This window comes from Streptomyces sp. NPDC002181, assembly GCF_042890485.1.
Taxonomy (GTDB): Bacteria; Actinomycetota; Actinomycetes; order Streptomycetales; family Streptomycetaceae; genus Streptomyces.
This window is the reverse complement of sequence record NZ_JBIASC010000004.1, coordinates 120,587-142,133: the sequence shown is the minus strand read 5'-3', so window position 1 is coordinate 142,133 and position 21,547 is coordinate 120,587. Positions and strand designations below refer to the sequence as shown.

Below are 21,547 nucleotides of genomic sequence, written 5' to 3'. Positions count from 1 at the left end.
CCCCGCACACAGCGGCGGGGCTCAGCCCACGCGGCCGAAGAGCGGGGCCAGGGCCAGTTCCGCGGCCCCCTCGGCGACACCGTCCTCGGACGCGGCGACCTCCGGGACCGGGCCGCCCAGGTTGCGGGCCTCCAGGACGCGGCGGACGCCCGTCGTGAAGACCTCCGGCGCGGAGTCCACCACCCGTCCCCCCAGCCACACCCGGTCCGCGTCCAGGAGCGCGACCACGTTCGCGGCGCCCTCGCCCAGGATCCGCGCCGCCTCCGGGAGGTCCCCGCGGGCCACCGCGTCCAGGCACAGCACCTCCGCGCACCCGTGCCCTCCGCACCGGCAGGGCGGACCGCCCAGCATCAGGACCTGGTGCCCGAACTCCCCCGCCGCGGACCGCTCCCCGCGGAAGACCTCCCCGCGCAGCCTCAGCCCGGCACCCAGGCCGGTGCCCAGGTGGAGGTACAGGGAGGTTCCGACGGCCCGGCGGCCGGGGACGGCGACCCCCGCGTTGGTGTCCTTGTCCAGCAGTACCGGCGGGGCGTCGGGCCCGAGCCGGTCCACCACGGCCTGCCGCAACGGGAACCCCTCCCAATCGGGGTATCCCGTCACCCGGCCCAGTACGCCGGCCCGCCAGTCGAGCGGTCCCGGCGCGGCGACGCCCACGCCCAGCAGGGATCCCGCGCCCGCGTTCCCGCTCAGGCGGTCCACGGCCCGCGCGACCTCGTCGGCGACGGCGTCCGGTCCGGCCGCGAAGTCCAGGGGGCCGCGGAGCCGGTCGACGACCGTGCCCAGCATGTCCACCCGTACCGCTCGCAGTTCGTCGCGGTCGGCGTGCACGCCGACGGCGTGCCGGGCGCCGGCGGCCAGCTGGAGCAGCGTCCGCGGCTTGCCCCCGGTGGACGGGCCGCGGCCGGCATCGGCGACGAGCCCCTCGGCACGCAGCCGTCCCGTGATCTTGCTGACGGCCTGCGGGGTGAGGCGCGTGAGGGCGGCGAGTTCGGTGCGGCCCAGGCCCTCCAGACCCGCTTCGCGCAGCAGGGCGAGTACGAGCGCGTCGTTGTGGCCCCGCAGCGCCGGTAGGTTCGCGCCGCTTCCGTTGCTTCCGCTACGCCAGTCCACCTCCCCATTGTCCACCCTCCTTGCACTTAAGCAACAGTGTTGCCAAAGTGGATGCATGAACGCCTCCCCCTCGGCCTCCCCCTCGACCTCCCCCTCCGCCGCCCCCACGCGGTCGAACAGCGCCCTCCGCGTCGGCCTCATCGGCTACGGACTCGCCGGTTCCGTCTTCCACGCCCCGCTCGTCTCGGCCACCGACGGGCTCGTCCTCGACACGGTCGTCACCTCCGACCCCGGCCGGCAGGCCCAGGCGCGCGAGGCGTACCCCGACGTCCGGATCGTCGACACCGCGCAGGAGCTCTGGGACCTCACCCCCACCCTCGACCTGGTCGTCATCGCCTCCCCCAACAAGACCCACGTCCCGCTCGCGACGGCCGCGCTGCGCGCGGGCGTCCCGGTCGTGGTGGACAAGCCGCTCGCCGCCACCGCCGCAGAGGCCCGCGAACTGGCCGCCCTCGCCGACGAGACCGGCACCTTCCTGTCCGTGTTCCAGAACCGCCGCTGGGACAACGACTTCCTGACGCTGCGCCGCCTCATCGCCGACGGCGAGCTCGGCGAGATCCAGCGCTTCGAGTCCCGTTTCGAGCGCTGGCGCCCGCAGCTCAAGGGCGGCTGGCGCGAGTCCGGCGCGCCGGAGGAGATCGGCGGCCTGCTGTACGACCTCGGCAGCCACGTCGTCGACCAGGCGCTGGTGCTGTTCGGGCCGGCCGTGCGCGTGTACGCGGAGACCGACGTACGCCGCCCCGGCGCCGAGGCGGACGACGACACCTTCATCGCCGTCACGCACGCGAACGGGGTCCGCTCCCACTTCTACGTCAGCGCGACCACCGCGCAGCTCGGTCCGCGCTTCCGCGTCCTGGGCTCGCGCGCGGGCTACGTGAAGTACGGGCTCGACCCGCAGGAGGCAGCCCTGCGCGAGGGGCAGCGGCCGGGCGTCGGGGACACCCCGTGGGGCGAGGAGCCCGAGCACCTGTGGGGGCGGGTGGGCTCCGGCGAGTCCCCGCTGACCGGTGGCGGAGCCCCGGTGCCGACCGCTCCGGGGGACTACCCGGCGTACTACGCGGCCGTGGCGGCGGCGCTGCGCGAGGGCGGCCCGGCGCCGGTCACCGCGCACGAGGCGGCGCGGTGCCTGGAGGTGCTGGAGGCGGCGCGGATCTCGTCCCGGGACGGGGTGACCGTGGAGCTGGATGCGGCCATGTCCTGAAAATGGACAGTTTGGGGGTCGAACGCGCTCTATCCTGCACAGGTTGTAGATCATCACATGTGTGAAGAACGGAACCTGTCTGTGAAGCTGCCCCGGATCGCATCGGCCGTCGCCGCCGCCGCGATGGCCCCGGCCGTCCTGCTCGCGTCTCCGGCCTTCGCCGCCGACTCCCCGTCGCCGGCCGCACCCGCACCGGCCGCTGCGACCGCGCCGGACCGGGCGGCAGGCGAGCAGGCGGGCACGGCGGCCGACGAGCCGGCGACGGACCAGCAGGACGAGACGGCGGGGAAGCCGACCGAGGAGCCCGCCGAGGACTCCTGGTCCGCGAAGGACCGGGCGACGAAGGACAGGGAGGCCATCCAGGCGATCCTCGCGGACCCGGCGAGCGGGGCGGGCGTGCGCGCGGCCGCCGGCAAGGCGCTCCGGGGATCGGCCGAGGACATGCGGAAGTTCCTCGACGTGGAGTGGGCCCGGGAGCAGTTCTCCGACGATCAGGTGCGGGTCTCGCAGATCGTCGACGCCGGCGGCCGGGCCGTGCAGAAGGCCGGCAAGGCCGCTCTGAAGGCGGACACGCAGGCCGCGCTGACCGAGTTCCTGAAGCACGGGCAGCACACCGCCCGCTTCGAGGACGACAGGTTCGAGATGCTGCGGATGCTCGACGGTGCGGGCCGGGGCATCACCGAGGCGGTCAACCGGCTGCTGGACGGCGGGACGCCGGAGGAGTTGCGCACCTTCATGACGACCACGCAGCACGAGCTGCGCGACGACGACAACATGGTGCTGATCTGGGCGTTGCTGAACAAGGCCGGCCCGGAGCTGAAGAAGTCCGCGATCATCGCGATCAACGGCACCCCGGCGGACCGCGCCGAGTTCCTCAAGACCGGGCAGTTCACGGCCCGCGACAAGGACAAGGACAAGGCCGCGGGCGACGGCCGGACCGGCAAGCCGGACGCGGGCAAGGACGGCACTCAGCAGACCGGCACGACGGGAACGGCAACGGCAACGCCAACAGGAGCCACGGGAACCACCACGTCCGTCGGCAACACCCGGGCGACCGCGGCGATCGGCTCCGGCGGGGCGCTCGCGAGCACGGGCACCCAGACCGCGCTGATCGCGGGCGGTGGCGCCGCCGCGCTCGGCGCGGGCGCCGGCCTGGTCTTCGCCAACCGCCGCCGCCGCACGTCCACGAAGGACTGACCCGCAGGTCGTACGCCCACACGCGCGGGGGCGAGCGGGGGGGCGGGGGCGGGACGGCCGATGCCGCCCCCGCCCCCCGGTCCCCTCACCGGTGACCGATCGGGACCTACGCGCCCTTGAACTCCTGGCGCTGGCGGCCGAGGCCGTCGATCTCCAGCTCCACGACGTCACCGGCGCGCAGGTACGGCTTCGGCTCCGGCTGGCCCATGGCCACGCCGGCCGGGGTGCCGGTGACGATGACGTCGCCCGGGTACAGCGTCATGAACTGGCTCAGGTACCGCACGACCTCCCCGACCGGGAAGATCTGGTCGGCGGTGTTGCCGTCCTGCTTGAGCTCTCCGTTGACCCAGAGCTTGACGTCCAGGACCTGCGGGTCCGCGACCTCGTCGGCGGTGAGCAGCCAGGGGCCGAGCGGGGTGAACGTCTCGCAGTTCTTCCCCTTGTCCCAGGTGCCGCCGCGCTCGATCTGGAACTCGCGCTCCGATACGTCGTTGACCAGCGTGTATCCACCCACGTGGGCCAGGCCCTCCGCGGCGGAGGCCAGGTAGCGGGCGGTGCTGCCGATGACGACGCCGAGCTCGGCCTCCCAGTCGGTCTTCACGCTGCCGCGCGGGATCAGCACGGTGTCGTCCGGGCCGACCACGGTGTCCGCGGCCTTGAGGAAGAGGATGGGCTCGGCCGGCGGCTCCGCGCCGATCTCGGCGGCGTGCCCGAAGTAGTTCAGCCCGATGCCCACGATCTTGCCGATCCGGCCGACCGGCGCGCCGGTCCGCAGGCCTTCCGCGTCCAGGACGGGAAGCTCGCCGGACGCCGCCGCGTCCCGTACCCGGGACAGCACGGAGTCGTCGGCGAGCAGGGCGCCGTCCACATCCGTGATCAGGCCGGACAGGTCCCGCAGGGTCCCGTCCTGGTCGAGCAGCGCGGGGCGCTCGGCCCCGGCCGGTCCGACACGCAGCAGCTTCATGGGCATTCTCCCGTGGTCGTGGGTGGTCGGCCCATGGGCGAGCCCGGGCCTGCCGATGGGTTGCGGCCATCGGAGAATTGGTTGATCCTCCAAGATGCCCGGCCAATCCGCAAGACCCTGTTCACAGACTGGAACGCCGGCGCTGCTGGAGCCAGGCCCGCTCCGCCACGGACCACGCGGTGGTGGTCACCAGGTACAGCCCCGCGGCCAGCGGCACCAGGGCCGCGGTGATCAGCGTCCCGAACGACAGCAGCGGCAGCACGCCGCCCAGCTTGCGCAGCGCCTCCTGCTGCTCGGCGCTCACGTTGGCGGCGGCGGCCGGGGCGGGTGTCTCGGCCGCGGCCCGCCGCCCCCGTACGGCACTCCAGGCGGCGACCACCGTGATGGCCGCGAACAGCCCCAGGAACACCAGCCCCTGCGCCCCGAGGAGGCCGCCCGCCCCGAGGGCATCGGCCCACTTCGCCCCGAGCGGCGCGTCGAACAGCCGGTGGTCGAGCAGTTCGCCGGAGGAGAAGGCCCGGTACATGAGGAAGAACACCGGGAGCTGGAGCAGTACGGGCAGCAGACCGGCCACCGGGGTCGCACCGCGGAAGGCGGCCCTGTTCAGCGGATGCAGGGCGAGCCGTACAAGCACGGTGAACAGCACGATCGCGGCGGCGGTCGCGGACTCGGCGAGCACGGGCTCCAGGAGCCGGCTCAGCTCTCCAACAAGGTGGGTGAAAACGGACACGCGGGCCCTCCGAGGGGTCTCGTCAACGTCGAAAGAGGTGCTTTTTCGGCGCGACGACCACGAGGGGCACGACGACGAACAGAAGGGAGAAGGTGAAGAGGTGCCCCTACGCGGCCGTCAGGACGAGACGACCGGGCGCCCTGGGCCGCGACCGGCCCGAGGCATCGGGATCGCGCTGCGGCAGGAACGCCGTGCGCTGCTCGCGATCACGTATCGCGGTGCGTATTCGGTGGGGCGGCACGGGCCGAACGAGCCGGGCGGCCAGGGCGGCGGCGCCCACGGCGACGGTGGCGGCGAGGGCGACCACGACGGCGCCCAGCCCGCCCTCACCGGCGAACAGCCCGAGGAGCCCTACGAACCCGGCGAAGCCGGCGAACAGGAGCAGGGCCATCAGCAGCCGCCCACGACCGATCCGCGCCATTGCCGAGCCCCCCTCCCAAGATCCGGTCCGCGCTCACCACAACCAAGAACGCGGTCTACGTCTTCAAGGTTCCCCAGACCACCAGCCGATATTTGGAGGTGTATTCGGGCGTGCAGGTGGTGAGCGTGATGTACGCGCCGGGCTCGTCGTACCCGTACTCCGGCCGGACCGTACTGCGCGGCACCGGCGCGATCACCCCGGTGTCCCGCTCGCCGGTCTCCGCGAGCGTCCTGCCCACGACGTAGGTGTACCGCTGCCCCCGTACGTCGACGATCAGCTCGTCCCCGGCCCGCAGGCGGTTGATGTACCGGAACGGCTCGCCGTGGGTGTTGCGGTGCCCGGCGAGCGCGAAGTTCCCCCGCGCCCCGGGCTGCGCGGTCCCGAGATAGTGCCCGGCGTACCCCTTGTCCAGCACGGCCCGCTTGTCGACGCCCTCCGCGACGGGCACGACGACCCCGAGCCGCGGGATCCGCAGGACCCCGTACGCGGACTCCTTCGCGGGCGCGGGCGCCCGGGAGCCGGAAACGGAAGGCACCCGATCCGCACCGGCACCGGACGCAGCACCAGCACTGTCGCTGCCACCGGACGCAGGACCGGAAGGCCCGGAAGGAGCGGAAGGCCCGGAGGGACCGGAAGGAGCGGAAGGCCCGGAAGGACCGGTCCACCGCCTCTCCAGCTCCCGGACCTCCTCTTGGGCTCCGGCAAGGGCCTGCCGGTTGGTCCACCACACCTGGTGCACCACCAGCAGCAACACCACCACGCCCACGGTCACGGTGAGTTCGGCGGCTCCCCACAGCACCCCGGCGAGACCGGCCCGCCGCCCGCGCCGGCCGCCCCTCTGCACCACCACACGCATGTGATCCCGCACGGGCCGCACCTTAAGACCTCCCCCGTCAACAGACCAGGGCAGTACGGTGTGAACCATGCGCCCTGACACGCCTGCCGAGCACATCGCCGAAGCCGAGCGCCTCATCCGCACGGCGACCCGTTACCCCGAGGACCAGGAGCCCCTGCTCCTCCAGGCCGCGGCCCACCTCGAACTGGGTGACGCCCGGGACCGCGCCAGCGCGCTGTACGACCAACTCCTCGCCTCCTCGCCCGCCGATCCGCACCTGATCAAGGCGCTCCAGGCGGCGAACCTGTGGGAGTACGGCCACGAGCCCGAGGCCCGCGCCCTCATCCAGGGCATCCGCGCGGCGGCGCCCGCGGACCCGGCGCCCTGGGAGGTCATCGCGGAAACCCTCGAAACGCACGACGAGTTGACCGCCTCGGAGGAGTGCTTCACCGAGGCCGCCACCCTCCTCATCACGGAGGACGCGCCCCTCACCCAGGCCACCACGGCCCTCCTGACGGGCCGGCACCGGGTCCGCCGCCTCCTCGGACTCCCCCACGACGAGTGGGACATGGTCGCCGACACCCGCCACATCGGCCCGATCCCGCTGGACGAGCTGCACGACCCCAAGCGCATCTGGGCCCTCGGCTCCGACGACCCGGCCGAGCTGCGCGCCGAGATCGCCCGCCTCCGCGCCGAACTGGGCGACCGCCGCGCCGCGCTCTCCCGCCCGTTCCCGGTGGCGATCCTGCACTGGCCCGCCCGAGAACTGGCCGAGCTCCTCACCTCGTACCCGACCCTGGCGGCGGAGTACCCGTCGCACGCGGCGCACCTCACGCACATCGAGTCCTCGCTGCGCGCCCTGGCGGCCTCGGGCACGACGAACCTCGGCATCGTGACGGCGAGCGTCCCCTCGTACGAGGCCTTCGCGGCATCGGAGAAGACCTCCCCGGCCTCCCCCTCACTCCTCCCGGAGTACGCCACGACCCTGGCGGCCCGAGGCAAGGCCACCCCCTGGCCCCCCACCCCCAACACCCCCTGCTGGTGCACCTCGGGCAAGCCCTACGCGGAGTGCCACGGCGCACCGTAGGTACAGGGCAACAAGGTTCAGGACGGCCGAGCTGTCCGGTGCTGTCAGCCGGACAGCTCGCCCAGGTGACTGATCAGGGCATGCAGGTCTGCGGCGTCCATGCCCCAGGGGGTGACGTCTTCCTCCGGGTCTGCCAGCTCCTGCACTAGCGGGTCGTCCAGGATCTTGCCCATGAACTCGAGCTTGTGGCCGAGCCGGTCATGGACGATTCCGTCGATGGTGCCGCGTGCGAGGAGAACCGTGACACGCGTTTGCGTACCGGAGGCCAGTCCCAGCCTGTGGATCCGGTCCAGGCTCTGCAGGAACCGCCCCGCTGCGAAGTCCCTGTCCACATAGACCGCGTCGTGGCACACGTGATGGAGGCTGATTCCTTCTCCCAAGGTCGCGGGATTGGACAGCAGGACCATGCACTCGGGATCCTCTCGGAACCGTCGGATCTCCTCGTCCCGATCCGGGGTTCCGCCGTGCACCACAGCCGGCCTGTACTTGCCCAGTGCTCCCGCCAGCGTGGTCAGATTCCTGACGAACGTGGACCATACGAGGGTCTTCCGTCCGGCGCGTGCATTGTCGGAGACCGTCTGCAGAACAGCCTCGTACTTAGGTGAGCTCTCGTACTTCGGCAGGTCCCTCATGAGCTCCTTCAGAGGAAGACCGTCCGAGGGACGCAGGGGCGGCACGTAGAAGGGCAGGGGTTCGTAGCGGTCCGATCCTGCTTCCAGCAGCGCCGGGTTGGTGCTTGCCATCATGAGGTACACGAGAACCTTGCCCAGTCTGGTGAACTCCTCCTGTTCCCTGGAACCCAGCCCAGTCAGCTGATTGCGCAGCGCCGAGTACAGCTTGCGGTGCGCCTCTGGGAGGTCGACGTATCTGACGCGGACATCGACCGGTGGCAGCCCCAGCTCGTTCTTCGTCGTGCGTGTGAACAGCGGCCGCAGGACCCTGCTCGCATGGGCGAGGTCTCCGCCGGCCACGGCTCTGTCCACTGCGCTCCGTCCGTGCCCCGGCCATACAAAGGACAGCAAGCTCTCCAGGTCCTTGGCGCCGTTCGGTGCGGGCGTACCGGTGAGGATCAGCCTGTGGCTTGCCAGCGGTCCCAGCGCCATGCACGTGGCTCCGTACGTTCCCCTGACTCCGAGCTTCATCCGGTGAGCCTCGTCCAGCACCATCATGGCGTGGCCCATGCTGAGCCAGTCCGCGAGTTGTGTCTGGTAGCGGCTCAGCCGCTCGTAGTTGACGAGCAGAATTTCCGCGTCGTTGTCAGGCCAGCGCTTGAAGACACGCACCACTGGGGGTTCGGCAAAGCAAAGAGCGGCCTCGTCGCGCCACGCCTCGTATGCGGACTTGGGGCTGACGACGAGCATGCGCCGTACAGAGCCGGACTGACGCAGAGCTGCGTATACGGCCAGGGCCGTGCGGGTCTTCCCCGCACCGGGCACGCTGAAGTTTGCTCCGTGCGTAAGGGACAGCAGTTTTGCGATGTCACGTGTCTGAAAGTCCGTGAGGGGTGCTGTCCAGGAACCTCCCAGCATCCCGGGGACGGCGGACTCTGCCACGAGCCCTGTGACGTCCTGGCCCTGGCTGCCGGCCTTGAGGCGCTCCTCGACCGCCTGGGCATCACGTACGGAAGCCGCGGCGAGTTCCTTGAGGTCCGGCGCAAAGGACACACCAGCCGGATCGTGCCAGTGACCGAGCAGGGTAAGACGGGACAGGAAGTCTTCGAGGTCTACCTCCGCAGCGAGGTTTCCCCGCTGACTGCCGCTGTCGAACCGCGCGATCAGCCTGACGAGATGACTTTGCCCGCCGGGTAGAGCCCGGAAAACAACCTTCGTTCTGGTTTCGTCGAAGCCCAGCCGGAGCGACGGTTCCACCGTGTCGAGCACCGTCAGCCCTCGCTCGCCTTGATCAGCCAGTTGACACCGCTGCCGGGCGTGGTCACGCCGCGGCTGGCCTGGCGCGCCAGCTTCGTCATGCTCCCCTTCAGGCGCAGCAGTGCACGGTCAAAGCTCTCCTCATCGAGGCTGTCCTTCCCCAGCGCCTGCACGAGGTCAACGACACTCTGTTCGATCGCGGCCCGAGCGTCATCCAACCGCTCCGCGGTGGTCTGCCGTACGCGCTTGAGCCGGTCATCACGCTCTGCCTCGTCGAGTGCACGCCGCATTCCCCTGCGAGCCTCTGTCACTTCGCGCTGAGCGGCTTCCCGGATCTCGGGGGTGAGGTGCCGGGCGGATTCCAGGGCTCTGGCCCGCAGTACCCGGTCAGTCGCCGCGCGCGCCTGACGTACGGGATCAGAAGCGGCGGGGACCGAGACGCCGAGCCCGGGGATCACGACCGCGGACGGCGCTTCGCAGGTGTCAGCGGTCAGGAGGTCCGGCAGGTTGTCCTCCAGGTAGTCCGCCTGGAAGTCCGCACCGATGAGACGGGTCTTCGTCTTCGCGAAGTCCAGGAGGATGGCGACGATCCTGTTTTCCTTGACCTGCTCGGCTCGCTCCTGACTGGCAGCCGACACCTTCATGTAGGTGCGGTGCAGCTCCTTGAGGTTCTCCTGGTGCCCTTCGAAATCAGACAGCGCCAGCCGGCCGCCCTCCGGGGTGCTACTCCGGTCGATCATGTCCTTGATGACGCTCAGGATCCAGCGTTCCTGCCTGAACGTCTTGACCTGCACGTGGAAGGCACGGGCGATGTCAGCTGCGTCACGGCCCATCAGCTCCTGCTCCTCCATGGCGATCAGCCGGTTGATGTACGAGTAATCGCGGCGCTCATCGGGCCGGAGCTGAAGTGCGAGCTCGACCGCGTTGATGTCCTCCCATGTGAAGGACGGAGGCAGCACGCCGACCCTGATCGACGGGCGCTTCAGCTGCCGGAGTGCGGCTGCCCGGGTATTTCCGTTGACCAGGATGCCTTCGTGCGTGATCAGGCCTGGTTCCAGCTGGTCCACGGACTTGAGGCTGGCTGCAAGGGTTTCGAAGTCGGGATCGACTTCGTCGGGGTTCGCCGGCTTGCCTACGAGAAGGCGGTGGAGGTACTCCTGGCTTTCCGGGCTCCAGGGATCCTCGTCAAGACCGCGCGCGAACTTCGGGTCATGGCCCAGCTGTGCCCTGATCCGGTGCGTCGCCGGATTGTAGTAGAGGGAACGGAGCGGCACGTCGATCACGTCGACGTGAAGCGGGCGGCCGTTCCAGTCGACGGTAACGGTCTCCCTGGCACCGTCAGCTTCCGCAGACTCCTTGAGCCGGCGTCCGACGAACTCCGCGTTCGCCGCGGCGTCCGGCGGAAGATTGAAGTTCAGCATCTCCACAGATCTCCTTGACTCGGGCCTCCGCCCGTCCTGCTGCCGGCCATCCCGCACGCGGTCGTTACGGCCGTTCGAGCACCTGACGAACCGTCCCGCGCGACTCCGCCGGCAGACTCCGGTACTCGCCCCACAGCCGCTCCAGGAGACTGAAGTCCCTGCGGTCCACGGCCACCCACTGCGCGAAGTGCTCCCGCTCTACCTGGCTCATCTGATCCAGGCGATCGAGGACACTGCTCAGGTCGGTCTGCCGGCCACGGCCGCCGATCCGGCACCGACGGCACTCAGTGACCAGCTGGACGCTCACGCCAGCGGGGCCAGTGACCTCCCGGCGCGCCAGGTCCAGCTGAGCCGTTTCGATTCCGCCGTCGTACGCCTCGCCGGCGGCGATCCCGCATGCACGGCACAGATGATCGTCGCGATCGAGGATCTCACGCCGCTGCGGAGCCGACACCACCGCAGCCGGCTTGACCCTCGACTGTCCGGGCTTCCAGACTTCCGCCCCCATCTCCACAAAGCGGTGCTCGCTCGGAGTCAGCGTCACGTCCTCCCGGTTGGTGGAGATGCGCCAGCCCCGTTCCCGGAGATCCCGCATGCGGCGGTCGATCTGCGAGGTCTCCGGAAATGCCTCCCGCAGCTGAGTCTTCGTGAAGACCTCGCCTACACCGACCTCGGTCATCAGCCACAGCGCGCAGCGGACCATCGTCGAGAGTTTTTCACTACGCCACGACGGAATGTCTGCAATGGTCACGATCTATCCCCTAAGTAGCGTTCGCCGGCCGACGATTCCTCGACCGGCACTCACCAACAGAGCCCCATTCTCACGGGCAGCCCGGCATAGGGATCAAGCCCATTCGGGTGTTTGCGCCGTAACGCAAACACCTTCCTCACCACGTCGCGGGAAACGCAAACACCGGCCAGCCGCGGACGCACGGAACGCAAACAGCTACTTCAGAAATCGGGGGTTTGCCGCTTGCGCACCTCACCCTTGATCAAGAAAGACTGATCCTCCATCAAAATCCGTAACCAGGAGGATCCATGGCCATCGCGGGTCAGGTCGGCAGCGCCTATTGGCCTGGCTGCAGCCCGGCACGGGAGAAGTACGTGGCGCGCTTCCGCAGCCTCATATCCGCGATGTCCATGCGAAAACAGGGGGCCCGCGCCAAGTACCTCGGCATCCCCCTGAGCACGCTGTCCAACTACTGGACGGGCCGCCGCGTGCCCTCTGCCCTCACGCTCGGTGCGATCTACGACGCCGTGCGCCGCAGCGCCGCCGCCGTCCCGGACCAGCTGGAGCACCTCGAACGGCTGCGGAAGTCCGCGGCCCGGCGGAACACGCGCCCCGTTTCGCCCTGGGAGAGGAGCGACATCTGCGCGGCAGAGCTGATCTCCTCGGCCCCGTCCGCCCCGCTTGCGTCTGGCGCGTGCGGCCAGTCCGGCGCTGATCCGGCGCAGAGACCGGCAGCGGACCGGCGCAGCAGCGAGAACGGGAAGGCCGGGGAAACGGTACGCGCGCTGTACGCGGCCCAGTCCGCCGGTGACCGCCGAGGGGTCATCGGCATCGCCTGGTCCGCGAGCAAGACGCTCACACACGAGGAACTCAGCCTCGCTGCCGCCGACCTGTACGCCAGCGGAAACGCCGTGCTCGGGGAAGCGCTCCTGCTCGGTGGCCGCGAGCGCGGACACGAGGAAACCATGCGGCTGGCGATCACCCTGATCCGTGCCGACCTCACCATCCAGGCCGAACTCGTCCTGCGGGCCGCCCTGCCCCGAGGAGGTGGCGGACAGCTGTAGCGGCAAACGGGACCCACTCGTCACCGCCTCTGCCGGATTCCGGCATCGCGGAGCAAGAACGTCACGGCGCTCCGCCTCTCCCTCCTGCCCAGGCACCGGACGGGGGATCCACACCTATGCCTTCCCTTTCACTTCAATGGAGTTGACCGTTCCATGCTGAACATTTCGTTGTCCGTTCTGTTCCTCACGATCGCCATTGCCGTGGTGCTCGCGCTGATCATCGCCGGGGCTGCGGTCGCGCTGGCGCGGTGGGACAACCGGTCGGCAGCAGGGTCGATCATCATGGGCTCCGTCGCGTTCGCCGGAACCCTGACCCTGGCGTTTCTGTTGCTCAGCCTGGTTCTCGGAGCCGGCACCTGAGGCCCGCGGGCGGACACTCCCGGCCGGGCTGACCGCCGGTATGCTCGCTGTCATCCTGCGGTCGGCTCATCCAGGACCGCCCTCTTGCGCCAGACAGGTGGTCCGCTTGCTGTCTCCGGACATTTCCGCCGCCGTGATCATCCAGAACCAGGCGCTGTCCCAGGACGACCCTGAACTGGCCCTGGTCCACGCCCAGCTGCGCCGGCTAGACCCTGCCGGCCAGCGGTTCGCCGCAGTACTGAGAGACACAATCGATCAACTGCTGAACGGCGAAGTGACGGGCCGGTACGACTGGAAGTCCTTGTTCAAGACGGAGAAGACCCATGCCGGGACGGTCGTCGAGATCAACCTCCAGCGCGAGTTCGCGTTCGATGACGGCGTCGACATGGACTACCGGATCGGCGGCGTGGACGTCGACTGCAAGTTCTCGCAGCAGTTCGGCGGCTGGATGATCCCTCCGGAGGCATTGGGGCACCTGTGCCTGCTCGTCTGGGCTGACGACAAGAAGAGCCTCTGGAGCGCTGGCCTGCTCCGGATTGCTCCCGAGTTGCTGAACGGAGGAAGCAACCGGGACATGAAACTGACCGTGAAGGCGGAGCACCGTACGAAGATCCTCTGGCTCTGGCGCGATGCCGTGCTCCCTGAGAACACCCTGCTCCACATGGATCCTGCTGACCGCGAGGCGGTATTCGCCCAGAAGTCCGGCCAGGCCAGGCTCAACGAGCTGTTCCGGCGTGCTCAGCGCCGCCGGATAGGACGGAACGTCGTACGCACCGTTGCCCAGCAGAAGGACTACATGAAGCGAGTCCGGGGAAACGGTGGTTCAAGGTCCTCGCTCCGCCGCGAGGGAATCATCATCATGGGCGACTACCGCGCCCACCAGGAGATCGCGCGACAGCTCGCGCTCCCGGTACCGCAGGAGGGCGATTTCGTCAGCGCCCGCGTCGTCCGGAGTATCCCGGGAGACGGCAGGCCGTCGGCCGTCATCGACGGGGGCACCTGGTCGCTGGCTGAGGACGGGGACGCTGCGACCCCGGCACCGCTCCTCCCCGCCCACACCTCATCCGCCACGACCGACCTCTGAATCATGGGCGACTCGTGGACACCACCCGACGGATCATGGGCGTCGTCAGCCGCGCGGCGCCGGAACATGCAGGCGATCCGCAGCCGTGATACCAAACCGGAACGGCTGATCCGCAGCATGCTGCACGCGCAAGGGCTGCGCTACCGCGTCGCAGCGCGGCCCATCAAGGACCTTCGCCGGACCGCAGACATTGTCTTCGGGCCGGCGAAGGTGGCCGTGTTCGTCGACGGCTGCTACTGGCACGGCTGCCCTGAGCACTACGTGTCTCCGAAGACGAACCCTGGCTACTGGTCCGCCAAAGTTGCCGGAAACATGGCACGTGACCGGGACACCAACCAGCGCCTCAAAGAAGCCGGCTGGACGGTGCTCCGGTTCTGGGAGCACGAAGCCGCTGCCGACTGTGCCGCCCGGATCGCTGCCGAGGTGGAAAGGCGCCGCCGCAGAACCGGTGCGGGCAGCACCTGATTACGCTTGCTCCTGGTCCCGCTCCCGGGCCGCCTTGAGCAACTCGATGATCGACTTGCCCACTGCCGCGGCGACGGGCGGCGGGAAGGCATTGCCCACCTGCCGGTACTGCGCGGTCTTACCACCAGTGAACTGCCAGCCCCGAGGAAAGCCCTGGATAATCGCCGCCTGCTCAACCGTGAGCATCGGCCCGTCGGGCCCGAAGAGATCCCTGTCCTCGGATCCCTTCTTCTCACAGGTAGCCATGTCATTGGCCACGCCGAGTCCGGAGACACCGAGTTGCTTCCAGGACGCCTTGGCACGACTCGGGCCGAGGTCGGCCCCTCCGTGCTTCTTGGAACCGCCGACGAGCGTGGGCGCGATGCCGCCCCCCTTGCTCTTCAGCTCGGCGTCACGGCCCCTGGCCGTCTCAAGCCAAGTGTCGTACTTCTTGCGCGCGAGCTCCCCCTGAGCGCCGTCGAAGTAGCGTCCGTACCGCTCGCGCATGGTCTCCTCAAGCGCAGCTGCCACGCTCACCGGGTCCTCGTGGGTGGGCGACGGCCACTCGTACTTCAGATCCTTGAGCACGTCATTGCGGATGGCCACCAGAATGGCGCGCGGACGCAGCTGCGGCACCCCGAAGTCGCTGGCCTCCAGGACGTCCCACTTGCACACCGTGTATCCGAGGCCCCGGGTACGGGCCTGCCGCCCGTCCTCTTCGCGGTAGTCGCCCCCCTGCAGCCGCGCCATGATCCAGTCACGGTAGTCGGAGAACTTGGGGTCCATGATCCCGCGCACGTTCTCGATCATCACCGCACGGGGCTGGAGCTGCTCAACCAGTTCCAGCATCCGCGGGAAGAGATCACGGTCGTCGTCTTTGCCCAGCTGCTTGCCAGCATGTGAGAACGGCGGGCAGGGAACCCCGCCGGCCAGAAGATCGAGGCCGCGCTGCAGCAGCTCACCGCTCTTGGGCAGGTCCCTGCCAGGTTCGAAGAGCTTGACGTCCGTCGGGGGAAGGAGATCGCAGTGGGCCTTCTCCCAGCTCCACTCCGGCTGCGTGTCGATGTTCGCCCGCAGCGTCCCGACCGCATGGGCGTCGATCTCCACGAGCGCCAGGTGCCTGAAACCGGCCTGATGCAGTCCGATGGCCTGACCGCCGGCTCCAGCACAGATCTCAATCGAGGTGAAAACAGCCTCAGTGCTGGTCATGCACCCTCCTTCGAACACGTAACCCCGCTGGTGCCCTGTGCCACCAGCTATCACAGAGGGTGACAGACCCCACTGACAACGACCTCATCTAGTGTGCGGCATCCCCCACACCACTCCGAACATTCCGTTACCCATGCGTCAGCCGGTGCCTGGGAAGAGGGGCAGCTGTTGGTGGCCGCGGGCTTGGGCCGTGGGTGGGGTGGGGCGGGATGCGGTGAGGGTCAGGAGGGTGCGGAGGGCCCGGATGACTTCCTCGGGGGTGTCGCGGATCATCGACGGGGTCGCGCTGACCACCAGGATGCCGTGGGACTCCAGGCGCAGGCGGCGGTGGAGGGTGGCGTGCCAGGCGTCGCGCGTGTAGTGGTACTCCGCCGAGTCGATCTCCAGGGCCACGCCCTCGTCCGGCCAGTACGCGTCCGGGCTCGCCAGGAAGGTGCCGTCCGGGGTGTACAGGCGGGCGTTCCACAGCGGGGTCGGGAGGTCCGTCGCCGTCAGGGTGTCCCGGGCCAGCGCCTCGGCGATCGAGCGGACCCCCGCGACGAGTTCCGACGCGGCGGCGCGGATCGCCGGGCGGGTGAGGAGCCGGGCGGCGCGGAGCTCGGCGTGCAGGTCCTGCGGGTGGCACCAGCCGGCCTGGACCACATGGGCCAGCGTCGAGCGGATCCGCGCGGGGTCGCCGGCCCGGGAGGCGAAGTCGGCCGCCGCGCGCACGGGCCGGGTGCACGGGATGCCGGACACCGCGATGGTGCGCGGCCACCGGGCGGTGGCCAGCGGGCGGACCATCGGGGTGCCGGTGAGCCGGCGCGGGGCGCGGATCAGGACGTCGGCCGGGGTGTGCGGGGCGTCGCGGATGCCGAGGAGCGCCAGGGCGGCGCCGCCGGTGAGGGCGGCCGTGTCTCCGGAGAGCGGATCAGCGGCGGGCTCGGCGGCGTACAGGACGGCGGCGAGGGCGCGTTGGCGGTGGTCCGGGGGGCCGGTCTGGAGGAGGTAAACCCGGGGCAGCAAGCGCTGCCAGGGCCCGCCCGGGCGGGTGCGGGAGGTGATCGTGCCGTCCGGGATCCCGGAGGCGGCGAGCTGGTGGCGGGTGGCCAGGTTGAGTTGCCGGCGCGCCGTCCGCGCCGCCGCCCGGTTCGGTTCCCGGTGCGTCGGCCGCTTCGGCGCCTGCGCCTGCTCCTGCGTCTGCTCCTGCTGCTGCTTCTTCGTCTGACGTGCGGTGATCATGCCGGCGGTATGCCCGGTCCCGGGGCGCCGACACCCCGTCCGAGGAGGGCGTCAGCGCCCCGGGTGGTCCGGCGAGAGGAAGACGATCACGCCCGTCTGGGTACCCGGGCGCGGCGCGACCTCGTGCCACCCCAGGCGGCGGTACGTGGCCACGGTGTCGGTGGCCAGCCGGGAGGTCAGCAGCCAGGCCCGCCCGTCCGGGGCGTCGGCCGTGATCTCGGTGAGCAGGGCCCGGCCGGTGCCGTGTCCGCGCGCGTACGGGCGTACGGCGAGCTCGTCTATCTCCAGCGCCCCCGTCAGGAGTTCCCGCACCCGCGCCGGGCCGAGCTGCGCCGCGACCTGGGCGTACCCGCGGTCCTTGGGGAAGGCCGCGGGGGTGATCCAGCCCGTGGCGAAACCGTCGATGCCGGCCGCGGACTGGGCGAGGGCCGTACGGAAGCCACGGCGCCGGGTGTCGGCCTGGAGGCGGACCGAGAATTGGCGAATGGTTTCTGCGTCCTCGTTCCACGGCGGGGCGGAGAAGACGTCGGCATAGGCGTCGACCAGTTCGTCCGCGAGGTCGAGGACGGCCTGTCCGTAGCAGATCACGATGTCCGAGCTCCTCATTCTTCTTCCCGTTTTACCCTTTGGGGTGGGAGAGCCAATTTATGCCGGTCGGGTTCCGGAAGGCACGTATCGCACGGATCCGGCGAGTGTGCGACAAATCCCCTCCCCCACGTCCGTGTCGGCGGCCGCCGCGCCGCGTTGAGCAGCCCGTGGACAGACTGATTCGGGCGGCCGGCCGGTGCGTGCTCGCCTTCCTCCTCGTCCTGGGCGTGGTGGCGCTGCTGCCGCGCGCCGTCAAGGACGCCGTACCGGACGGTGTGATCGGCGGAGCGGTGTTGGTCCTGGGGGCGCTGGGCGCCCGCCGGGTGGTCAAGCCTCCGCGTTAGCCTCGTGGTAATACCAGTGAGATCAGATGATGTGAAGGAGTCGGGCATGGCGCGCGTACCGAGTTCCGCAGTGGCGGCCGCCGGACTGGTCGGCGGGTACGCCGTCGCCCGGTGGACCAAGAAGCGCCCGCTGGGCGGTGTCGTGCTCGGCGCCGCCGGGCTGGCCGCCGGGCGCGAATGGCACCGGCGCGGCGGCACCCCCGCGGCGGCCGGGCTGGGCGCGCTGTACCTCGCCGGCTTCGCGGGCGCGCACCCGCTGGCCAAGAAGGTCGGGGCCTGGCCGGCCGTCCTCGGGGCCGCGGCCGTCGTCGCGACCGCCTCCTGGGCCGTCGCCGACCGCGGCTGAGCGACCGTACGGGCCGGGCGGGCAGGCGGGCCAGCCCGTACGCCCCCGGCCCGGCCCAGCCCGTACGCCCCGGCCCGGCCCGGCCCCGCCCGGGCCCCGCTACGCCCCCAGCGCCTGCGACACCGTGTAGATCAGCAGGCCGGCCAGGGCGCCGACCACCGTGCCGTTGATGCGGATGAACTGGAGGTCCCGGCCGATGTGGGCCTCGATCTTCCGCGACGTGTGCTCGGCGTCCCACCCGGCCACCGTGTCCGTGATCAGCGAGGTGATCTCGGTCCGGTAGGTGGTCACCACGTACACCACCGCGCCCTCGATCCAGCCCTCCACCTTGTCCTGGAGCCGGCCGTCCGTCGCCAGCCGCGCGCCCAGCGACAGCAGCGAGGACCGGACCCGCAGCCGCAGCTCGCTGTGCTCGTCCTCCGCCGCCGAGATGATCATCGCGCGGATCGCGGTCCAGGCGGAGGCGATCACGTCCTGCACCTCCCCGCGCTGGAGGATCTCGGACTTCAGCCGCTCCACCCGCGCCCGGGTGTCCGTGTCCGACTGGAGGTCGGCCGCGAAGTCCGTCAGGAACCGGTCGACCGCCCCGCGCGCCGGGTGCTCCGGCATGTCCCGCATCTCCGTCAGGAAGCGGAGCAGCTCCTTGTACACGCGCTCGCCGACCTTGCGGTCCACGAACCGCGGGGTCCAGCCCGGCGCCCCGCCCTGGACCGCGCCCATCACCGACTCCCCGTGCGTCACCAGCCAGTCGTGGGCCTTGACGCAGACGAGGTCGACGACGCGGCGGTGCCCGCCGTCCGCGACGACCTTCTCCAGGGTCTTGCCGATCCCCGGCGCGATCTCGGCGGTCTCGGCCCGCCGCGTGATGGCCTCGCCCACGACCGCCTGCACATCGGAATCGCGCAGTACGGTCAGTGCCCCGCGCAGCGCGGTGGCCAGTTCGGCGGTGACCCGGTCGGCGTGCGCGGGCTCGGCCAGCCAGGATCCGAGCCGGCCGCCGATGCCGAGGGCGTGGAGGCGGGCGCGGACCACGTCCGGGGAGAGGAAGTTCTCGCCGACGAACTCCCCGAGGGAGACGCCCAGCTGGTCCTTCTTGGTCGGGATGATCGCGGTGTGCGGGATGGGCAGGCCGAGCGGGCGCCGGAAGAGGGCGGTCACGGCGAACCAGTCGGCGAGTGCGCCGACCATGCCGGCCTCGGCGGCGGCCCGGACGTAGCCCGCCCAGGCGCCGGCTCCGGCGTGCTCCGCCCAAGTGGTCAGTACGTAGACCAGCGCGACCAGCATCAGCAGCCCGGTCGCGGTGGTCTTCATGCGGCGGACGCCGCGGCGGCGCTCCTCGTCGGCCTCGCTGAACACGAACCCGCCGGTGCCGGTAACCGTGCCGGTCCCCGCGGCCTTGGTGCGGTGGTCCACGTGTTCCTCCCTTCCCCCCGGGCGCCGGTTTTGTCTGCATAGCATCCGACTCCCGGGACCCCTCAGGAGTTCCCGGCACGCCGATCCGCCCTCCGGGCCCCGCTCCGGGCCCTCCTCCGGACCCCCTCCGGACCCCCCTCCGGACCCCCGGCCCCTACAGCTCCTTGCGGAGCTTCGCGCCGCCGCCCAGGGGCTTCTGGCGCTTCGGGGGCTTGACCTTGACCTCCACCCCGCCCCAGAAGGCCAGGCCCGTCACGACCACCCTCGGGGCGCCCGGGGCCACCGGGCCCGGGGTGTCGCGCTGGTCGAATGCGCCCATGAAGCCGAAGCCCCGTACGTCGACCTCCACGCCCGGCGGGACCGTGATCTGGATGCCGCCCATGATCGCGACGCAGTTGATCACCACCTCCCGCTCCGCGAAGTTCGCCTCCCGCAGGTCGAGCTCGCCGCCGCCCCAGAACGCCACCGCGTCCAGCCGGGGCGGCACCGTCCAGGTGCCCTTGCGCTGGAACGAGGACATCACCGCGACCGCCGTCGAGGACGAGGCCGGCACCCCGCCGCCCCCGATCCGCGAGGCCCACGAGCCGTCCGCCGGCACCGGGGCCGGCGCCGCGGCCGCGACCGGCATCGGGCGGCCGCCCGGCGCGGGCAGATCGCGGGTCAGCGGTTCCAGTTCCGCGTACGTCTTCGACGTGTACGCGACCTCCAGCCGCTCCTCGAACTCCTCCATGTCGAGCCGGCCCTCGGCGACGGCGTCGCGCAGCCGCTCCACCACCCGCTCGCGGTCGGCATCCGACGCCCTCAGCTCCGGCAACGGCTTCTCCGGCCGCTCGTCAGTCATGGGGACCAGCCTATGTAGTCGCGGGGAAGAGTTGTATGGGGCCCAACCCTGGAACAGCCCCGGCCCGCCCCTGAATTAACCCTGGCCACCCCTGAATCAACCCTGCCCCGCGTACATCCTCGCGATCACGTCCTCGATGTCCGGCTCCCGCACCGACAGGTCCAGCAGCGGATACCGCGCCGCCACCTCCGCCACCAGGGGCGCCGCCGAAGCCCCCGCCGGGAACGCCAGCCACTGCCGCGGCCCGTCCACCTTCACCACCCGCGCCCCCGCCACGCTGATCTCCGGAAGCTCCCGCTCCAGGTCCACCACCAGCGTCCGCTCGCCGCCGCCCTCGCCCATCGCGTGCAGACCGGCCAGTACCCCGTCGTACATCAGCCGCCCGTGGTCGATGACCATCACGCGCTCGCACAGCTGCTCGATGTCCTGGAGGTCGTGCGTCGTGAGCAGCACCGTCGTGCCGAGCTCCGCGTTCAGCTGCCGCAGGAAGGCCCGTACCTTCGCCTTGCTCACCACGTCGAGCCCGATCGTCGGCTCGTCCAGGTACAGCACGTCCGGATCGTGCAGCAGCGCCGCCGCGATGTCCCCGCGCATCCGCTGCCCCAGCGAGAGCTGCCGCACCGGTACGTCCAGCAGCTCGGCCAGGTCGAGGCGGTCCACGCACCGCTCCAGGTTCGCCTTGAACCGCGCTTCGGGGATCCGGTACATGCGCCGCATCAGCCCGTACGAGTCCTTCAGCGGCAGGTCCCACCAGAGCGTGGTCCGCTGCCCGAACACCACCCCGATCCGGTGCGCCAGCCGCATCCGCTCCCGCGCCGGGTCGATGCCCGCGACCCGCAGCCGGCCGCCGCTCGGGGTGAGGATGCCGGTCAGCATCTTGATCGTGGTCGACTTCCCGGCGCCGTTGGGCCCGATGTAGCCGACCACCTCCCCCCGCGCCACTTCGAAACTGATCCCGTCAACGGCTCTGACCTGCCGTTTCTCCCTGCGCATCAGACTCACCCGGCGCCGTACGTCGAAGACCTTCTCGACCCCGTCCAGCTCGATCAGCGCGTCGCTTCCCATACCG

Annotated in this window: 23 protein-coding genes; 9 read left to right on the top strand and 14 right to left on the bottom strand. The window is 70.6% G+C overall.

The window, feature by feature from the left end; all coding sequences use genetic code 11:
* Positions 1-21: 21 nt before the first annotated feature.
* The gene (locus ACFYXV_RS13085; RefSeq protein WP_389382896.1) at positions 22-1,110 is read right to left on the bottom strand and encodes an ROK family protein; all 1,089 of its coding nucleotides are present in this window, start codon (positions 1,108-1,110) and stop codon (positions 22-24) included.
* Positions 1,111-1,165: 55 nt separating this feature from the next.
* On the opposite strand from ACFYXV_RS13085, the gene ACFYXV_RS13080 reads away from it, so the two are divergent.
* Both ACFYXV_RS13080 and ACFYXV_RS13075 read left to right on the top strand, forming a co-directional pair.
* Positions 1,166-2,311 (top strand): Gfo/Idh/MocA family oxidoreductase, encoded by a 1,146-nt coding sequence (locus tag ACFYXV_RS13080; RefSeq protein ID WP_389382895.1) that lies wholly within the window; start codon positions 1,166-1,168, stop codon positions 2,309-2,311.
* An 81-nt stretch (positions 2,312-2,392) separates the two neighbouring features.
* Complete coding sequence (locus ACFYXV_RS13075) at positions 2,393-3,508, top strand: ALF repeat-containing protein (protein WP_389382894.1); 1,116 nt, start codon at positions 2,393-2,395, stop codon at positions 3,506-3,508.
* A gap of 106 nt (positions 3,509-3,614) precedes the next feature.
* Here ACFYXV_RS13075 and ACFYXV_RS13070 read toward each other — a convergent pair whose 3' ends face one another.
* The 4 genes from ACFYXV_RS13070 to ACFYXV_RS13055 all read right to left on the bottom strand — a co-directional run bounded on the left by ACFYXV_RS13070 (position 3,615) and on the right by ACFYXV_RS13055 (position 6,479).
* The gene (locus tag ACFYXV_RS13070; protein ID WP_383342029.1) at positions 3,615-4,472 is read right to left on the bottom strand and encodes a fumarylacetoacetate hydrolase family protein; all 858 of its coding nucleotides are present in this window, start codon (positions 4,470-4,472) and stop codon (positions 3,615-3,617) included.
* A 121-nt stretch (positions 4,473-4,593) separates the two neighbouring features.
* Positions 4,594-5,202, bottom strand: a complete 609-nt coding sequence (locus tag ACFYXV_RS13065) for a YidC/Oxa1 family membrane protein insertase (protein ID WP_389382893.1) — start codon at positions 5,200-5,202, stop codon at positions 4,594-4,596.
* A gap of 106 nt (positions 5,203-5,308) precedes the next feature.
* Positions 5,309-5,623: a DUF6412 domain-containing protein gene (locus tag ACFYXV_RS13060; RefSeq protein WP_385462056.1), complete on the bottom strand. Its 315-nt coding sequence runs from the start codon at positions 5,621-5,623 to the stop codon at positions 5,309-5,311.
* Positions 5,624-5,678: 55 nt separating this feature from the next.
* Positions 5,679-6,479 (bottom strand): class E sortase, encoded by an 801-nt coding sequence (locus tag ACFYXV_RS13055; RefSeq protein ID WP_389383065.1) that lies wholly within the window; start codon positions 6,477-6,479, stop codon positions 5,679-5,681.
* A 67-nt stretch (positions 6,480-6,546) separates the two neighbouring features.
* Here ACFYXV_RS13055 and ACFYXV_RS13050 point away from each other — a divergent pair, with 67 nt between their 5' ends.
* On the top strand, positions 6,547-7,545 hold the full coding sequence (locus ACFYXV_RS13050; RefSeq protein ID WP_389382892.1) for an SEC-C metal-binding domain-containing protein: 999 nt from the start codon (positions 6,547-6,549) through the stop codon (positions 7,543-7,545).
* Positions 7,546-7,589: 44 nt separating this feature from the next.
* Here ACFYXV_RS13050 and ACFYXV_RS13045 read toward each other — a convergent pair whose 3' ends face one another.
* The 3 genes from ACFYXV_RS13045 to ACFYXV_RS13035 form a co-directional block, all read right to left on the bottom strand.
* Positions 7,590-9,425: a DEAD/DEAH box helicase gene (locus ACFYXV_RS13045; RefSeq protein WP_389382891.1), complete on the bottom strand. Its 1,836-nt coding sequence runs from the start codon at positions 9,423-9,425 to the stop codon at positions 7,590-7,592.
* A gap of 2 nt (positions 9,426-9,427) precedes the next feature.
* A complete protein-coding gene (locus ACFYXV_RS13040) occupies positions 9,428-10,834 on the bottom strand; it encodes a transcriptional regulator (protein ID WP_389383064.1) in 1,407 nt (468 codons plus the stop codon).
* 64 nt (positions 10,835-10,898) lie between these two features.
* Positions 10,899-11,585 (bottom strand): hypothetical protein, encoded by a 687-nt coding sequence (locus ACFYXV_RS13035; protein ID WP_389382890.1) that lies wholly within the window; start codon positions 11,583-11,585, stop codon positions 10,899-10,901.
* Between the two features lie 287 nt (positions 11,586-11,872).
* Here ACFYXV_RS13035 and ACFYXV_RS13030 point away from each other — a divergent pair, with 287 nt between their 5' ends.
* From ACFYXV_RS13030 to ACFYXV_RS13015, 4 genes are all read left to right on the top strand, one after another.
* The gene (locus ACFYXV_RS13030) at positions 11,873-12,628 is read left to right on the top strand and encodes a hypothetical protein (protein ID WP_389382889.1); all 756 of its coding nucleotides are present in this window, start codon (positions 11,873-11,875) and stop codon (positions 12,626-12,628) included.
* Between the two features lie 153 nt (positions 12,629-12,781).
* Positions 12,782-12,988 carry a hypothetical protein gene (locus tag ACFYXV_RS13025; RefSeq protein ID WP_389382888.1) on the top strand — a complete coding sequence of 69 codons (207 nt, stop codon included), beginning with the start codon at positions 12,782-12,784 and terminating at the stop codon, positions 12,986-12,988.
* Between the two features lie 106 nt (positions 12,989-13,094).
* Positions 13,095-14,072 (top strand): NaeI family type II restriction endonuclease, encoded by a 978-nt coding sequence (locus tag ACFYXV_RS13020; protein ID WP_389382887.1) that lies wholly within the window; start codon positions 13,095-13,097, stop codon positions 14,070-14,072.
* Between the two features lie 3 nt (positions 14,073-14,075).
* On the top strand, positions 14,076-14,537 hold the full coding sequence (locus ACFYXV_RS13015) for a very short patch repair endonuclease (RefSeq protein ID WP_389382886.1): 462 nt from the start codon (positions 14,076-14,078) through the stop codon (positions 14,535-14,537).
* Here the strand turns inward: ACFYXV_RS13015 and ACFYXV_RS13010 are convergent, their stop codons facing one another.
* The 3 genes from ACFYXV_RS13010 to ACFYXV_RS13000 form a co-directional block, all read right to left on the bottom strand.
* Positions 14,538-15,725: a DNA cytosine methyltransferase gene (locus tag ACFYXV_RS13010; RefSeq protein WP_389382885.1), complete on the bottom strand. Its 1,188-nt coding sequence runs from the start codon at positions 15,723-15,725 to the stop codon at positions 14,538-14,540.
* Positions 15,726-15,863: 138 nt separating this feature from the next.
* Positions 15,864-16,946 carry a hypothetical protein gene (locus ACFYXV_RS13005; protein WP_389382884.1) on the bottom strand — a complete coding sequence of 361 codons (1,083 nt, stop codon included), beginning with the start codon at positions 16,944-16,946 and terminating at the stop codon, positions 15,864-15,866.
* A gap of 51 nt (positions 16,947-16,997) precedes the next feature.
* The gene (locus ACFYXV_RS13000) at positions 16,998-17,552 is read right to left on the bottom strand and encodes a GNAT family N-acetyltransferase (RefSeq protein WP_385462046.1); all 555 of its coding nucleotides are present in this window, start codon (positions 17,550-17,552) and stop codon (positions 16,998-17,000) included.
* A 149-nt stretch (positions 17,553-17,701) separates the two neighbouring features.
* Here ACFYXV_RS13000 and ACFYXV_RS12995 point away from each other — a divergent pair, with 149 nt between their 5' ends.
* A complete protein-coding gene (locus ACFYXV_RS12995; RefSeq protein ID WP_165937233.1) occupies positions 17,702-17,878 on the top strand; it encodes a hypothetical protein in 177 nt (58 codons plus the stop codon).
* Between the two features lie 46 nt (positions 17,879-17,924).
* The gene (locus tag ACFYXV_RS12990; protein ID WP_266628960.1) at positions 17,925-18,224 is read left to right on the top strand and encodes a hypothetical protein; all 300 of its coding nucleotides are present in this window, start codon (positions 17,925-17,927) and stop codon (positions 18,222-18,224) included.
* A 99-nt stretch (positions 18,225-18,323) separates the two neighbouring features.
* On the opposite strand, the gene ACFYXV_RS12985 is transcribed toward ACFYXV_RS12990, so the two are convergent.
* From ACFYXV_RS12985 to ACFYXV_RS12975, 3 genes are all read right to left on the bottom strand, one after another.
* A complete protein-coding gene (locus ACFYXV_RS12985) occupies positions 18,324-19,682 on the bottom strand; it encodes a DUF445 domain-containing protein (protein ID WP_389382883.1) in 1,359 nt (452 codons plus the stop codon).
* A gap of 109 nt (positions 19,683-19,791) precedes the next feature.
* Complete coding sequence (locus ACFYXV_RS12980; RefSeq protein ID WP_385462039.1) at positions 19,792-20,478, bottom strand: DUF1707 domain-containing protein; 687 nt, start codon at positions 20,476-20,478, stop codon at positions 19,792-19,794.
* 96 nt (positions 20,479-20,574) lie between these two features.
* Positions 20,575-21,543: an ATP-binding cassette domain-containing protein gene (locus ACFYXV_RS12975; protein ID WP_389382882.1), complete on the bottom strand. Its 969-nt coding sequence runs from the start codon at positions 21,541-21,543 to the stop codon at positions 20,575-20,577.
* Positions 21,544-21,547 lie beyond the last annotated feature (4 nt).

Coding starts and splice junctions, on each gene's coding strand:
- ACFYXV_RS12990 (WP_266628960.1), top strand. CDS start 17,925: ATGGCGCGCGTACCGAGTTCCGCAGTGGCGGCCGCCGGACTGGTCGGC.
- ACFYXV_RS13030 (WP_389382889.1), top strand. CDS start 11,873: ATGGCCATCGCGGGTCAGGTCGGCAGCGCCTATTGGCCTGGCTGCAGC.
- ACFYXV_RS13010 (WP_389382885.1), bottom strand. CDS start 15,725: ATGACCAGCACTGAGGCTGTTTTCACCTCGATTGAGATCTGTGCTGGA.
- ACFYXV_RS13025 (WP_389382888.1), top strand. CDS start 12,782: ATGCTGAACATTTCGTTGTCCGTTCTGTTCCTCACGATCGCCATTGCC.
- ACFYXV_RS13000 (WP_385462046.1), bottom strand. CDS start 17,552: ATGAGGAGCTCGGACATCGTGATCTGCTACGGACAGGCCGTCCTCGAC.
- ACFYXV_RS12985 (WP_389382883.1), bottom strand. CDS start 19,682: ATGCTATGCAGACAAAACCGGCGCCCGGGGGGAAGGGAGGAACACGTG.
- ACFYXV_RS12975 (WP_389382882.1), bottom strand. CDS start 21,543: ATGGGAAGCGACGCGCTGATCGAGCTGGACGGGGTCGAGAAGGTCTTC.
- ACFYXV_RS13040 (WP_389383064.1), bottom strand. CDS start 10,834: ATGCTGAACTTCAATCTTCCGCCGGACGCCGCGGCGAACGCGGAGTTC.
- ACFYXV_RS13055 (WP_389383065.1), bottom strand. CDS start 6,479: ATGCGTGTGGTGGTGCAGAGGGGCGGCCGGCGCGGGCGGCGGGCCGGT.
- ACFYXV_RS13015 (WP_389382886.1), top strand. CDS start 14,076: ATGGGCGACTCGTGGACACCACCCGACGGATCATGGGCGTCGTCAGCC.
- ACFYXV_RS13050 (WP_389382892.1), top strand. CDS start 6,547: ATGCGCCCTGACACGCCTGCCGAGCACATCGCCGAAGCCGAGCGCCTC.
- ACFYXV_RS13070 (WP_383342029.1), bottom strand. CDS start 4,472: ATGAAGCTGCTGCGTGTCGGACCGGCCGGGGCCGAGCGCCCCGCGCTG.
- ACFYXV_RS13060 (WP_385462056.1), bottom strand. CDS start 5,623: ATGGCGCGGATCGGTCGTGGGCGGCTGCTGATGGCCCTGCTCCTGTTC.
- ACFYXV_RS13005 (WP_389382884.1), bottom strand. CDS start 16,946: ATGATCACCGCACGTCAGACGAAGAAGCAGCAGCAGGAGCAGACGCAG.
- ACFYXV_RS12980 (WP_385462039.1), bottom strand. CDS start 20,478: ATGACTGACGAGCGGCCGGAGAAGCCGTTGCCGGAGCTGAGGGCGTCG.
- ACFYXV_RS13080 (WP_389382895.1), top strand. CDS start 1,166: ATGAACGCCTCCCCCTCGGCCTCCCCCTCGACCTCCCCCTCCGCCGCC.